The sequence below is a fragment of the Methanosarcina sp. KYL-1 genome (assembly GCF_024372725.1).
In the GTDB taxonomy this organism is placed as follows: Archaea; Halobacteriota; Methanosarcinia; order Methanosarcinales; family Methanosarcinaceae; genus Methanosarcina.
The window spans coordinates 21,797-35,832 of the sequence record NZ_VOUA01000022.1 but is presented as its reverse complement, the minus strand read 5'-3'; the positions used below and the strand labels follow the sequence as shown (position 1 = coordinate 35,832).

The following is a 14,036-nucleotide window of genomic DNA, read 5'->3' as shown; positions in this document are numbered from 1 at the left end:
GCAGTGGAACCTCTTTTTTAAGATGAAATATCAGGCAGGGCCAGAAGCAGATAATGTCGGATTATCCCCGTTCAAACCGGGCCGGTAAAAAGAGACATACTGTCAGAAAGAAAAGACCCAGTCCCGGCGTATCTGAATGAAAGTACAGGTCACTGACAAGAGGAAAAGGGAGAACTTCGTGAAAAAGTTAAAAATTTTTTTAGTAAAATTTATTACTGAAAAATATTATTTGTATGGTTAAGAAGTAAGACACCATCCAGACATAAGAATATTTTCGATGAGTGAGAGAGACAAATAGAAAAAACAACATCAATAGATCAAAACTAAAAAAGAATTAACATAAAAAAAAGCTGGACTTATTCAAAAATATTCCAATTATATAAGAGTTACTAAAAATATTTGATGTAAAAATATAAATAGTACATTGTAAATAAAGTAACCCAACATATTAACAATATTAGAAGGGAATAAAAAATTTCTGCACCAGTGTACAATGATGGTTAATGGCAGGCGGTTAAAATCTTAAATAAATCGAAAGATGCCCTTGAAACCCGAAAACCTCCTCACATATATAGAGATACTTGAAACTTAAATAGAGAAAAAGATCATAGAATAACCTGGATCGAGAGCATAAATCAAGTGTCATTGCAAAAGAAATGATTTTCTAAAGAAGTGGGAACCGCCAGTCTGAAGAAATTAAGCTAATGCCTCCGGACGTTAGAACTAATTTACTAAATCGAAAGCATTACAGAAAAATATTAAATAGTATGGTATGATATGGTATACTTACTTCCAACAGATATATAAAATATTTATAAAGTAGATATAGGATAACCTGAAAAATTAACCATCCCTCAAATTTGAAACCGACCTCAAGTTTATGCGTCCTTTCAGGCAAAATCCCCTTCCATTACAAAATGATGGAAATGAAAACCCTAAAGTTTAACTGCCAGATCAGGACCTTAAAACCTTTAAAATGTCAAAGCAGAGTTTTCAAAAATTCAAAAAACAGAAAACCTGGATAAAAAATATAAAACCCTAAAATAATATTAAAAACTTTAAACTTTGGAAAGTTTAAAAAACTTTAAAAAAAGGACTTTAAAGTCATAAAAAATTTTAAAAACTTTAAATCCCTAAAAATTCCAAACCTCTTAAAACCTGAAATTCAAAAACCCAAAAAATTCTTAAAAAACGAAAAAAAGATAAAAACTAAAATTTTTTTAAGATAAATTTTGGAACCCTAAATCCCTAAAACCTGAAAACGTCAAGAACCCTAAAATCCCTAAAACCTGAAATTCAAAAACCCAAAAAACCCAAAAAAGGAAAAACTGGAAGAACGGTGATAAAATGAAGATTAGAGTAGTAAGTTCAAAGGAAGAGATTGACACATTAAAAAACGATGAAGAAATTGTCCACCTCGCATTCAGGCCGTCCAACAAAGACATTTTCAAACTTATCATGAAATGTCCGGAGATTAAAGCGATCCACATCCCAAGCTCATACAAGAGAACAATTTCCAGTTCTGCACAGATGTACCTCTCCATGCAGAATATCGCTTTACTCGAGGGCGATGTCTGGGGCCACAGAAAGGACATCAACGAATACTCCGAAGTTTCCCAGCATGTTTTCGACCGCATAAAGGAGCTCAAGGAAGAAGGCCTCTCCGACGAAGACACCATTGAAAGACTTGTCAGGGAAACCAGGCTCAGCCCGGACTTCGTGACCTTCATCATATCAAACTGAATCAAAAATTTATGATGCCGGTCGGATTTCTGACCTGACCGGCACCGATTTTAAAAAACTCTCTTTTGAAAAACCCTTCCTTAGAATATTTAAATATTCGAATCCTTGAATATTTATCCTTAAACCTTTGGATTTTTTAATTCGGTCCTCCTTTTTAGTAACTTTTGCCCTAAGGCCGCATAAAAGCCGAAGGCTTTTCCGGAGATCCTCATTGGAAACTATTTCTCCACACCTCCAACCTGCCATGAGAAACACCCATCCTGAAAGATTATAAGCTTCAACGCCAGTTTTCATATAACTGCTTCAAATAATCGCTTCAAAAGAAACACATTCTGCTGGTAAAACAAATTTCTGCAGGAAAAATCACCGGGGACTCTAAAAATGACTTGTGAAAAAGCACCATTATACAGGAACCTCATTAGCAGGAGGCAATGCTTGCAGAGGATTGCAGGCTCATGCTTGCAGGTTCATGCCTGGACTGGAAATACAACAAAACCTTGTCCATAAAGAGTAAAAGCTTAAGTAAAATAGCGAAAAACAGAGGACGGGACTTTCATGACAGAATTTGAAAGAGTGCTGGTACACTCATTTAATACTTATATTGAAGAGAAAGGAATAAGAGCAATTTCATACAGGCTCAAGCAGCACAGGTTCACTTCCCAGTTCCTGGATGTGCTTGTGGACTCCCTTGACCCTGACCTTTACCTGGGAATTGAATGCAAGAGCATATCAGTGGATAAAGGGGCTAATGCTCTTTATTTTTCCCAGCATTTCACAGTTGATAAAAAAGGTGTCCACCAGATAGAAAGGATATCAGACTACCTGAAAAAATCCGGAAGACATGGGTACCTTGCCGTAGAACTCCGCATGGGGGTAGGCCGCGGCAGAGAAGCGTACATGATCCCGTGGAAGGAACTGGAACAGAGTTACCGTGCCGAAAACCTCAAGCTCACCTTACAGGAAATCCGGAATTTCCCGGAAATAAAAAGGAAAGGCAAAGGCTATAAAATCGAGCCAGGTGAATGGAAAAAGGTAAATATTCAGGAAACGGGCCAGGGGAATGAGGAAGAAAGCAGGGTTGAAAAGCCGGAGTCGGACTGAAGCAAGAAGGAAAGCTCGGAGAAGAACGATGTCTGAAAGAACGGAAGCACTCAGGAAAAGAGCCGACAGGTGTGCCGAAGAAATAAGGAAACACAGAGAAATTCATGTGGTCTCCCATATTGACGCAGACGGGCTGACCTCTGCAGGGATAATATGCACAGCCCTTGAACGAGGAGGGTTCGAATACACAACACGTTTCGTAAAGCAGCTTGATGAAGCAGCTCTTGATGCAATCGCCGACGAAAACCCCGAGCTTGTCATCTTTACGGACCTCGGGAGCGGGATGTGCGAGCCAATAAAATCCCGCGGGATCCGGGCCGTAATCTCGGACCACCACCAGCCCCAAGGAGACCTTGAATTCCACTTAAACCCACACCTCATCGGAGCAAACGGCTCTTATGAGCTTAGCGGTTCGGGCAGCACTTACCTGCTGGCTTCAGCCCTCGGAAAGAACCGGGACCTGTCCGCCCTTGCCATCGTTGGGGCCGTAGGAGACATGCAGCACCTGAAAATGGGCCAGCTTGTAGGGATAAACAGGGAAATCCTGGAAGAAGGGGTAGAAGGAGGAAACCTCCAGTTCAAAAAGGACCTGACCCTTTTCGGGAAACAGACCCGCCCGATCTTCAAGTTACTCCAATACTCTTCCGATCCGTACCTGCCGGGACTCACAGGGGATGAGGAAGCCTGCATAGAGTTTCTGCATACCCTTAACCTCCGCTTCAGCCAGGAAGAGCGCTGGAGGCGCTGGATTGACCTTGAGCCCCCGGAAAAGCAGAAGATAGTCTCCGGGTTAATCCAGTACTGCCTGAAGGCCGGAATTCCTTCATACAGGATTGAACGCCTTGTAGGCGAGGTTTATATCCTTGAAAAAGAGCGTGAAGGCACGGAAATGAGGGACGCTTCCGAGTATTCTACCCTCCTCAACGCAACTGCCCGTTATGACCATGCGGAAATCGGGCTTGCGGTCTGTATGGGAGACAGGGAAGAAGCTTATGAAGACGCCCGCAAACTGCTTGCGGAACACAGGCAAAACCTCGTAAACGGGCTCGTATACGTAAAGGAAAAAGGCATAATCCAGCTTGAAAACATCCAGTACTTTGATGCAGGCTCGAATATCAAGGAAACCATTGTGGGAATTATCGCTGGAATGAGTTCCACAATAGTTGAAAACCGGAACCTTCCTATTATCGCTTTTGCAAACACCGACGGCGGCATAAAGGTCTCGGCCAGGGGGACTCAGGACCTGATCCGGAGAGGAGTGAACCTCTCTGAAGCCATGTCGAAGGTCTCGGCCGAAGTAGGAGGAGCAGGTGGCGGGCACGACATTGCCGCAGGGGCCACGATCCCGGAAGGCACAAAAGAGGAATTTGCCCGGAAGCTCGACCTTTTCATAGGAGAACAACTTCAAAAGAAAGCAAATTCCGGGAAAAATTAAAGAAAAGAAAAAAAGAGATAAAATTTATGAAAAGGCTCAGACCAGGTCTTCGATCCTGCTCATTTCCTTGAAAGGAATAAGTCTTGACATTGCACTGGTATCGATTGGAATTCCATACTCCTGGACAACTGCCATAGGGTTTGTCCCGCCTATGACGACGATTCCCAGGTGGTCCCTCTCAATCGGGACGTCAAGGACACGGGTATTTGGTTCCCCTACCTCAAGAATTCCGCTGAAGCCTGCATCCATAAGGTCGGAAAGGCGGCTTTCGATTTCATCCCTTGCAACCATGGGAGCTTCCCTGAGGTTTGCGAGGATCTTGCCGGAACCTGTCCTGAGCATTTCGGATACTGAAGTAATGCCCTGGGACATCAGGACTTCCAGGGGGTCAACTGTGGTACTTACATAGGTCAGCACATCAGTAAAGCGGACAGGAGTCCCGTTTCGGATCTGGACAACTCCCCCCAGTTTGGGGTTTATGGGAATTCCTGCTTTAAGCAGCACACCGTCGATTGTTATGCTGCATACGGTCCCTATCCCTACTTTTCCATTTTCGATGGTAAGATTTCCGATCGATTCGCCCTCTGAGATCACTTTTACATAGGGAGTTACCGAGAGCCCGCTTGAAATTACCATCTTGAAGATCCCGAGAACATCATCCAGGTCCTTCTTATCGATGAGCGAGAGGTTAAGAATAACATCTCCATCCATTGTTTTCGGATCAAAAGTGGTCCTGTACATGAGATCCTTGATTCTGGATGATGTGAACTGAATACGGTATCCATTTTTTTGCATTTCATCCCTCTACTTATTGAAGGTATTTATACCTATTATAATTTATGCGTTAGTTGCCTTGCCGAAAGCCGGAGAGTTCCCGTTTTTCAGCCATTAGAAAGCCCATGTTTGCCAGGGTTCCGGACAAATGGAAAAGAGCATGTTGCCCCTTAATTTTGCCACGGAAAAACTATCGGAAGAAAAAATGGATCTAAAAAGACCTGACCTTTTCAATCCGACTCAGAGCACCCCGGCAAAAAAGGCCGTAAAGTCCTGAGGAGCCGTAAGGAACCTGAGCCTTTCAATGTTATTAACAAGCCCATACATGTCTCTCCCGGAAACAAGACCGGTTTCAGGGAAAGATTTAGGTTTAAGGTGGCGGATGGGGGGCACGTCCCTGTAGAGGGGATTTTTGACAAATCCGCTTTTAAGGAGGAAATAGGCAGCCCCTGAAAGCCTTTTTATAGGTTCGTAAATTGAAGAAAAGTCGCGGCAGACCCAATTTGCCATCTCCAGTGTTTCAGACGAAGCGTTTATTGTCACATGCCCGTAACCCGGAGGTACAATAACACAATCCCCTTTTTCAGCCTCGACGACTGCCACGTCAATAACCCAGTCTTCCTCCCCGGATTCCACTTTTTGAAGGAGGTAGAGAGCAGAGCCCTCAAGGACCTGATAGACTTCAGGGTAGGAAACATCGGTTCCGGGCACTTTCGGATGATAATGCCCGACGGTTTTGACGTATTCCAGACCGAGCATCCCGGGGGGGATTCTGGTGACATCGTACCTGAGGTGATGGGCCTTTATCGCCTCAAGGTCAGCATCGCTTTTTGCAAGGTCCCGGAACATATAGTACAGGTCTCCGTTTCTGCTCTCGGCTCCCTCAAACCATTCCCTATCAAACAAAACATCTTCCATATCGTGAAGCTTTCTTATATCCGCCACAGTGACTTTATCCCCAAATTTCAGTTTTACACTCATAGAATTCCCCTTTACTTCAGAGCATACGGATAACATACGTTTACAGCCATAAGGACAACATTTCGAATAACATAAGTTTACGGCCATACAGATAACATTTCGAATAACATAAGTTTACGGCAACAGGTTTGCAGGCACCAGGCAATTTACCGACAGCAGACGATGCATCTGTAAGGAGAACGCATCTGTAAGATACATCTGTAAGGATAATTAAGGATACAATACTGATAAAAGCAACTGTCGATAAATAACCTGCTAACCGGAAAGAGAATCTGCTCACCGGAAAGAGATACATTCTGCCCTGGCACTTCACCCTGCTGCGGTACAGGATCAGGAGGTTTTTTCCAATTCCCCGGTTCCAAGAGCTTTTTCAACCATCTTTGGGTAGGTAAGCTCAATAATCGTTTTCAGATTTACTATGTCCTCCCTGTTATATTTAACAAGCAGGTCGAGAGCTTCTCTGTCTCCTCTCTCATACTGCTTCCAGAGCCTGACTGCATCAAACCCTGTGATCCCCTCAGTGTCTTCATCCCTGCTGATTCCCAGCACCTTTTCGATGTGTTTGAGGCCCCCGCTGTACCCTATGCGCCGGAGAGGATACATAAGGTCCACATGGAGCTGTTTAAACTCGATTTCGGGGAACTCGGACTTAATGAAAGGAAGGTCAAACCTCGCCCCGTTGAAGGACACGAGCAGCCTGTATTTTGAGAACTCTTCTACGATATCATCAAGGTTGATGCCTTTTATGTAGGTCTTCGCTTCCTTCCCATCATAGATCCCTACCATGGTTATGCAGTCCCTACCCGGGGAAAGCCCTGTAGTCTCAATGTCCACGAATGCGGCGGAATCTGCGAACAGAGGATACGCCCTCCAGTGTTCTGCAGAGGGGAGACACTGTGAGAAAAAGCAGCAGTCTTTTGCAGCCAGGCGTTCCGAAGACTGCCTGATCCCCTCAAGGACCCTGGCTTTCCTGGAAGGAGGAATGGAAATCCGGTCCTCCATTTCAAGGAACTCGTCCCAGGTACGTATCCCCTGGGCCCAGATTTTCTGCTCAAGAGATTTCCCTACGCCCGGAATATGGATGTATGTATTCGTCAGCATGTTTTCCCCTGAATCATAGGGAGTAATGTTAAATAAAAATGCTGTATGGGAACTGAAAGTGTTCTGCAGCAAAAATCAAGGGACTCGGGGACGGAATACTTTGTAAAAGATATATATTGCAAACAAAAAAGACTTTATAAATAATATACTTAACAAAGAAAATAATAACAAAGAAATAAATATCAAAATAATAGTCTACCAACAATAATATTCAAAAACACATTGAGAAGTTTTGCAGAAAGGATTTTATAAAAACATCCTAAAGCAAGTGTTTGAAACCACAGGTGTTTAAGTAATGGCTAAAATTTCCGTAATAGGTGCAGGGAATGTAGGTGCAACCACAGTTCAGCGGCTTGCTGAACTGGAACTTGGCGAAATTGTCATGACAGATATAGTGGAGGGGCTGCCTCAGGGAAAAGCCCTGGACCTCATGCAGGCGGGAGCCATAATGGGCTATGATACCGAGATAACAGGCAGCAACGACTATGCAGATATTGCAGACTCCGACCTTGTTATCACCACGGCCGGGATTGCCCGGAAACCCGGGATGAGCCGGGAAGACCTGATAAGTACCAATTCAAAAATAATAAAAGAAATTTCCGAAAACATCGCAAAATACGCCCCGGAATCTATTGTAATGAATGTTACGAACCCTCTTGACATTATAACCTATGTGGCTTTGAAGGCAACGGGCTTCGAGCCAAAAAAAGTCTTCGGGATGAGTGGGGTTCTGGACGCAGGGCGTTTTGCAAGCTTCATCGCAGAAGAGATGAAGTGCTCGAAAAAGGGTGTGGACGCAATGGTCATAGGGGGCCACGGGGACCTCATGGTGCCGCTTCCCCAGTATACGACCGTCTCGGGAATTCCTCTTCCGGAACTGCTCCCTGAAGAGACCATTGCAAGGCTGGTAGAAAGGACGGTAAACGGAGGCGCAGAAATAGTGGGACTCCTCAAGCAGGGCAGCGCCTTTTATGCCCCTTCCGCTGCAATTGCCCGTATGGCCGAAGCGGTGCTGAAGGACTCGAAGAGAGTGCTTCCGGCTTCTGCCTACCTTGAAGGGGAGTACGGACAGGAAGGCATCTACTTCGGCGTGCCCGTGAAACTGGGGGCATCGGGAATCGAGGAAATCCTGGAACTCGAACTAAGCGAAAGCCAGTGTGAAATCCTAAGGAAATCCGCCGAAACCATTCGACAGGTGATTTCAAAACTAGAAATCTAAAAAAAGAGTGGATTTCGAAAAAGAATGTATTTCAAGAAAAAATTGGTATCAAAACCATAGTTCTTACTGATATGTGAGTATCGTGGGTTTCATGCAGTGAACTCCCCCTCCCTAAAACCTTCGCCTTCCGGCTCAGGTTTTTTAGGAAGGGGTCTTCCCGCCTGCGGAGATAAAGGCATTCAAAAAGGGAAAAAATACAAATTTCACTCATAAGTTAAACCTCTCTAAAATGGGAAAATCTCCTTGATTTCCCGTTTAAGAGCTTCTTTTTTGTTGAAAATTTAAAATAATCAATTTAATACAAAATAATCAATTTAGATGAATTAAAACTGCGCTTTTCCTGAGAACTTAACTACAAAACATTTATTGTGAATAAGCTAGATAATCCTCTTTCTCTGATTAAGTTAAATACGAAATCATTATTATAATAATAGGTAAAACCCTTCCAGCCGAAAAAAACAGCAAAAAATTTAGGAAAACTGTAACATATATAAGTATGTTTTTCATATAGGATAGAAAGAGATATTGAAATTAATTTACAAAGCAGGGATATAATGCGCGCAGAACTGACATCACTCTTTGGCTTAAACATATACACAAACAATGGTGTTTATGTAGGGAAGTTACAGGATCTCGTGATTGATGTTGAAGAACAGAAAATCACCGGGCTTGCGGTTTCGGACATAAACCGGGAACTCTTCGACCTGAGCAGCAAAGGCGTCATCATTCCCTACAGGTGGGTAATAACGGCAGCCGACATCATAATAATCCGCGACGTCATCCAGAGGTACAAAAAACAGAAGGAAGAATGAACATAAAAATTTTAAAAAACATCTATGAAAAGCCGGGAAATCTTTGCTGAGATGCGCTGTATCCCTCCCGTGGTTGTGCGCGCTGACGGCAGGAATTTTAAAAACGTGCTTTCAGGCCTGGGCTTTAAAAAACCTTACGACGAAACTTTCGCCAGGGCAATTGCTAATACGGCTGAACTCTTCATAAAAAAAAGCGGTTTGAGCCCTCTTTTTGCCTACACTTTTTCTGATGAGATCAGTTTCTTATTCATTGACCTACCTTTTGACGGCCGGGTTGAGAAAATCGATTCCGTCACGGCGAGCTTTCTGGGAAGTGCGCTTACAATAAGTCTGGGGCTTGAGGAGCCCATAGCTTTCGATGCAAGGGTAGTTGCCCTGCAAAGAGAAGAAATCCCCGAGTACCTGCACTGGAGGCAGCTTGAAGCCTGGCGCAACTGTGCAGCATCCTACGGATACTATACGTTAAGAAATGAAGGTATGGGTGGGGAAGAAGCTTCAAAGTTCCTGAAAGGAAAAAAAGAAAGCGAAATACATGAGCTGCTTTTTGAAAGGGGGATCAATCTGGCGGCGCTTCCGGCCTGGCAGCGGCGAGGAGTCATAGTTTCCGGAAAGGAATATGAAATCTCCGGCTTTAACCCTGTGTCCGGTAAGGAAACTAAATCCCTGCGCAGGAAAATCACCCAGAACTGGGAAATTCCGAAATTCAAATCCGAAGAAGGGAAAGCGTTTTTAGAGAAACTTATTAATAGAAACTGAGATTTTCAGAATAAGAAAAATAAAAAGCAGGAATGTAGAGGCAATGGACAGACTTGAGCTTATAAAAAGAAACGTTCAGGAAATCGTAACTGAAGAAGAACTTGAAGAACTTCTTAAGAAAAAGGAAGCCCCCCGCGCCTACGTGGGATACGAGCCCAGCGGGAAGATTCACATGGGGCACGTCCTTACCGTAAACAAGTTAATCGATTTGCAAAACGCAGGATTCAAGATTACTGTCCTGCTGGCAGACGTGCATGCCTACCTGAACAGAAAAGGCACGCTTGAAGAGGTCCGGAAGATTGCAGACTACAACAGGCGCTGCTTTATTGCCCTCGGGCTTGACGCAGAAAAAACCGACTTTGTGTACGGTTCGGACTACCAGCTTGGGGCCGAATACATGTTAAACGTCCTCAAACTTTCAAGAGCGGTGACCCTGAACAGGGCAAGGAGAAGTATGGACGAAGTCGGGCGCGCCATGGATGACCCCACGGTTTCCCAGATGGTATACCCCCTGATGCAGGCTATTGACATTGCAATGCTCGATGTGGACATAGCCGTGGGAGGCATCGACCAGAGGAAGATCCACATGCTTGCCCGCGAAAACCTGAAGAGCCTCGGGTTTGAAACTCCGATCTGCATCCACACGCCGATCCTCCTCGGGCTCGACGGGACAAAGATGGCATCTTCAAAGGACAATTTCATTTCCGTGGACGATACGGAAGAAGAAATCCAGAAAAAGTTTAAGAAAGCCTTCTGCAAGATGGGGGACACGGAAGAAAACCCGATCCTGGCGCTATTCCGCTACCACATCTTCCCGAGATATGAGAAAATTGTCATCGAAAGGCCTGAGAAATTCGGAGGAGACCTTACATACTCCAGCTACGCTGAAATGGAAAGCGCCTTTGCAGCCGAAAACGTGCATCCCATGGATCTTAAAAACGCAGCCGCAAAGTACATAAACGAGATCCTCGACCCCGTCAGAAAGGTTTTACTCTGATCATCCTGCAAAGTTCCGGCTCCGGCCTGACCCCCCGGATAAGACCGGAACTTCTGGGAGAGGAAAACACTTTTGGAAAATCACAATAGCTCTTGGATAAAATATTAAATAGATCCAGAACATAGAATATTTGAAGGGTTTGTTTAGATATTCAGGGTGCGTTTATGAAGTATATCTATCAGGACTCCACGGAACTACCTATACAGAGGGATTTCATTGAGGATCTGAAAGTATTTATAGAGATCACGGCGAGAGTGATCCCTCTGGAAAACTCAATAATTGAACTCAAGTGCAAGAACAAAGAAGCAATCCTGGCACTTAACAATAAAATCAAAAGCCTGAACGTTTTTGAAGAAAAGTTCAACTATATGGTAAAAAAACTTGCTGATGAAGTAAATACGGAAGAAGTCAGGCCCTGTGTAGATGCAGTACTTTCAAAGTGCAGTGAAAACATAGGGCAAAAAAGAGAATTACTCGAGTCAGAATCCAAAAAAATAGGAAGTGGAGCCGCTCAGGAATATCAGAGAATTGAAGAGAAAATCCTGGATATACTCACCCTGTTTTTAATCTCCGGGGTCTACGGAGCCGAAAAGAACTTTGAGCTTTCCGCAAATGGAAACGGTATTTCCGGAGAAATGGAAGGCTCGGTTTCAGGCCTGCAATACGTGTATAAACTGGTATTTGCAGAAGAATCCCTGACAGTTGAGAAACTTATCGGAAGTCTGAGCCTGCCCGGCAGGACCAGAACAGGGCTCATCCGGAAGGAAGAAAAAATAAAGATGCTTGATATTTCGGATTTTCTTGTAAGCTCCGTGGAGTATGACAGCCAGAAAAATATCCGCATTACCCTTGAAAACAAAAAAGCAAACCGGAAGTTCAGGATAGAAGGCGGGGAACTGAAGTACTTTGTGTACGAAGACGATAAGGAAATCACCGCCGACAAGGAACTTGGCTCACTTGTTGACATGGGGAGCCTGGCAAAAATCCCGGAAAAAGTACAGGCCTACCTCAAGACAAACATCCGCAGCTATTTCCTTTCAAAAATTCTCCTCGACGAAGAAGATGCCGTGTCCAACAACCAGATCTTTGACTGCCTGAAGGTTATCGCCGAGCAGTACGGGGCAATCGTTCAGGAATGCCTGACAAAGGGGCACAACAAAGAGGAAATCACCATCAAGATGGAAGAAGCCGATGGCACGAGGACAGAAAAGTATATCACAAAAGCCGAAATCTACACCCAGCTTGCCGAAGTGGGAGGCGAAGGCGTTGAGATTGCAGGAATCCTCGGCGTGGACAGTAAAGCTCAGATCAAGGAAAGCAAGTACCTGATCGTCTGAGCTTTTCTACCGTTTTTTACCTCCATCACCTACTTTTTTCTTTTTTGTGTACTGAATAAGTTATTTCACTTACGTATCCTTACGATTTTACCACCATTTGCCCTTTGCAGCTCATGGGGAGAAACCTTTAGAAGAGAAGTCTCTGACCCGCCGCCTGCATAAACCACCTTCATTTCCATAACCGCCAGGTCTATCAAAAAGAGAGCTTCGTACCCGAAAGGAGGGGTACCTCCACAAGGGTAACCGGTTTTTTCAAGGATTTCTTCGGGGAGGGCCGGACTGGGCCTTTCTATCTCGAGGAGTTTTCCAACTCTCGAAGTGCTTACACGGTCTTTGCCCCTGACAACTCCCACAATGAGATTCCCCTTTGAATCAAGGAGACAAATGCTTTTTACGAAATCATCAGGAGAAGCCCCTGACGTTTCAGCAGCTTCCTCAACCGAATGGCAGGAAGTGGCAAAACTCAAGTGTTCGGCCTGAACCTTTTTCACGGAAATATAGTTTTTCATTTTTTCTTCATACATAGAAGAGACCTCACAAAAATTGAAAAAAAACCGAAGACGCTTGGAGAAAATCAAAATGCAAAGAAAACATTGTAAATCAGAGAGATCAGGGCAGAGGAGAAATTATCGGCAGAATATTCACTTTAATACACAATTCACCTTTAATACACAATGAGAGGAAAGATAAATAAACTTCGATATCCAATCCTTGAAAACGGGGGTACACATGGACATAGAAAAAATCATGAGCGCCGAAGATATAAAGGCAATTTTCAAGTTTTCGGCTGAGGAAAGAAAAATCCTTTTGAGTTTCGGGGTCCAGGAAGACATGTTTCTGCCCCTGCTGCTTTCACTAAAATCCGGAGGTTCCTGGAGTTACGCCACTGAAGAAATGAGAAGCATTGCCGTAAAGGATGTCATAACCTTCTATGATGAAGAGAACATGGCCGGTTACACCCTGGAAAAGATATACTTCTTCCTGGACCCCGAGCTCGTAGAAGAGGAAGGAACCGTTTACAGGCTGGAAAAATGCGGGAATAAAGGGGAAAGAGAACTCGTAACAAGGCCTTACCGCATAACCCTGAAGGCAAGGAGGACCATCCTTGCAGAAGTAAACCCGGGCTTAAGAATAATAAAAGTAAGGGAATTAAAGAAAAAGAGTATCGAGCTGAAAGGCACCCCGGCATACAGCGCAGCCCATGAACTGGAACACCTGGAAAAAGGGGAAGTTGAAGGGATTCCGATATGGAATTTCGAGTATAATCGAATATAATAAGGAACTGCAATAAAGAACAGAATCGTACCGAACCGGATAGTACTATACTTTACCATTAAACCTGCCAGTTCCAAACCGAGTAGTACCAAACCGAGAAAAAGCCTGCTGTAACCGTATTCCCAAAAAATATACCATGATAGATATAAGTGTTCCCGAGACCAATCTTCTTCCATGGGGGAACAAAAAGAAGGGGATCAGAAAAACTCGGATGCGGAAATTGCTTTTGTTGGCGGCTGGCTGCTTGGGAGTGGAATAGGAATTTTGTTAGGGGATGTAAAAATCGGGATTCTTCTAGGAGCCGGAATCGGAGTCTTACTTGGCTTGCTCCGGATGGTTTACGGCAGCGAAATAGATGAATTAAAAGGAATTAAAAGGAATTAAAAGGAATTAAAAGGAATTAAAAGGAATTAAAAGGAATTAAAAGGAATTAAAAGGAATTAAAAGGAATTAAAAGGAATTAAAAGGAATTAAAAGGAATTCTTAAGATAACGGCGCGTAAATT

General features: G+C 43.9%; 15 protein-coding genes. 10 read left to right on the top strand and 5 right to left on the bottom strand.

Features of this window, described 5'->3' with window-relative positions:
• Window positions 1-1,347: 1,347 nt before the first annotated feature.
• A complete protein-coding gene (locus FTO70_RS13510; RefSeq protein WP_255336284.1) occupies window positions 1,348-1,743 on the top strand; it encodes a DUF1699 family protein in 396 nt (131 codons plus the stop codon).
• Window positions 1,744-1,752: 9 nt separating this feature from the next.
• Here FTO70_RS13510 and FTO70_RS13505 read toward each other — a convergent pair whose 3' ends face one another.
• Entirely contained in the window at window positions 1,753-2,037 is a 285-nt protein-coding gene (locus FTO70_RS13505; protein WP_255336283.1) for a hypothetical protein, read from the bottom strand.
• A 261-nt stretch (window positions 2,038-2,298) separates the two neighbouring features.
• Between FTO70_RS13505 and FTO70_RS13500 the strand changes: the two genes are divergently transcribed.
• Entirely contained in the window at window positions 2,299-2,844 is a 546-nt protein-coding gene (locus FTO70_RS13500; RefSeq protein ID WP_255336282.1) for a hypothetical protein, read from the top strand.
• 28 nt (window positions 2,845-2,872) lie between these two features.
• Window positions 2,873-4,279, top strand: a complete 1,407-nt coding sequence (locus FTO70_RS13495; RefSeq protein ID WP_255336281.1) for a DHHA1 domain-containing protein — start codon at window positions 2,873-2,875, stop codon at window positions 4,277-4,279.
• Window positions 4,280-4,315: 36 nt separating this feature from the next.
• On the opposite strand, the gene nrpRII is transcribed toward FTO70_RS13495, so the two are convergent.
• The 3 genes from nrpRII to FTO70_RS13480 form a co-directional block, all read right to left on the bottom strand.
• Window positions 4,316-5,074 carry a global nitrogen regulator NrpRII gene (gene nrpRII, locus FTO70_RS13490; RefSeq protein ID WP_255336280.1) on the bottom strand — a complete coding sequence of 253 codons (759 nt, stop codon included), beginning with the start codon at window positions 5,072-5,074 and terminating at the stop codon, window positions 4,316-4,318.
• A 219-nt stretch (window positions 5,075-5,293) separates the two neighbouring features.
• Window positions 5,294-6,034: a glucose-6-phosphate isomerase family protein gene (locus tag FTO70_RS13485; RefSeq protein WP_255336279.1), complete on the bottom strand. Its 741-nt coding sequence runs from the start codon at window positions 6,032-6,034 to the stop codon at window positions 5,294-5,296.
• Between the two features lie 330 nt (window positions 6,035-6,364).
• Window positions 6,365-7,135 (bottom strand): ribonuclease H-like domain-containing protein, encoded by a 771-nt coding sequence (locus tag FTO70_RS13480; RefSeq protein WP_255336278.1) that lies wholly within the window; start codon window positions 7,133-7,135, stop codon window positions 6,365-6,367.
• Window positions 7,136-7,430: 295 nt separating this feature from the next.
• Here FTO70_RS13480 and mdh point away from each other — a divergent pair, with 295 nt between their 5' ends.
• The 5 genes from mdh to FTO70_RS13455 all read left to right on the top strand — a co-directional run bounded on the left by mdh (window position 7,431) and on the right by FTO70_RS13455 (window position 12,256).
• A complete protein-coding gene (mdh, locus tag FTO70_RS13475) occupies window positions 7,431-8,354 on the top strand; it encodes a malate dehydrogenase (protein WP_255336277.1) in 924 nt (307 codons plus the stop codon).
• 554 nt (window positions 8,355-8,908) lie between these two features.
• Entirely contained in the window at window positions 8,909-9,166 is a 258-nt protein-coding gene (locus tag FTO70_RS13470; RefSeq protein ID WP_255336276.1) for a PRC-barrel domain-containing protein, read from the top strand.
• A 24-nt stretch (window positions 9,167-9,190) separates the two neighbouring features.
• A complete protein-coding gene (locus tag FTO70_RS13465) occupies window positions 9,191-9,922 on the top strand; it encodes a tRNA(His) guanylyltransferase Thg1 family protein (protein ID WP_255336275.1) in 732 nt (243 codons plus the stop codon).
• Between the two features lie 43 nt (window positions 9,923-9,965).
• Entirely contained in the window at window positions 9,966-10,919 is a 954-nt protein-coding gene (locus tag FTO70_RS13460) for a tyrosine--tRNA ligase (RefSeq protein ID WP_255336274.1), read from the top strand.
• A gap of 164 nt (window positions 10,920-11,083) precedes the next feature.
• Window positions 11,084-12,256, top strand: a complete 1,173-nt coding sequence (locus tag FTO70_RS13455) for a chromosome segregation ATPase (RefSeq protein WP_255336273.1) — start codon at window positions 11,084-11,086, stop codon at window positions 12,254-12,256.
• A gap of 65 nt (window positions 12,257-12,321) precedes the next feature.
• On the opposite strand, the gene FTO70_RS13450 is transcribed toward FTO70_RS13455, so the two are convergent.
• Entirely contained in the window at window positions 12,322-12,780 is a 459-nt protein-coding gene (locus tag FTO70_RS13450; RefSeq protein WP_255336272.1) for an aminoacyl-tRNA deacylase, read from the bottom strand.
• 205 nt (window positions 12,781-12,985) lie between these two features.
• On the opposite strand from FTO70_RS13450, the gene FTO70_RS13445 reads away from it, so the two are divergent.
• Both FTO70_RS13445 and FTO70_RS13440 read left to right on the top strand, forming a co-directional pair.
• Window positions 12,986-13,531 carry a RimK/LysX family protein gene (locus FTO70_RS13445; RefSeq protein WP_255336271.1) on the top strand — a complete coding sequence of 182 codons (546 nt, stop codon included), beginning with the start codon at window positions 12,986-12,988 and terminating at the stop codon, window positions 13,529-13,531.
• 174 nt (window positions 13,532-13,705) lie between these two features.
• Window positions 13,706-13,915: a hypothetical protein gene (locus FTO70_RS13440; protein WP_255336270.1), complete on the top strand. Its 210-nt coding sequence runs from the start codon at window positions 13,706-13,708 to the stop codon at window positions 13,913-13,915.
• Window positions 13,916-14,036 lie beyond the last annotated feature (121 nt).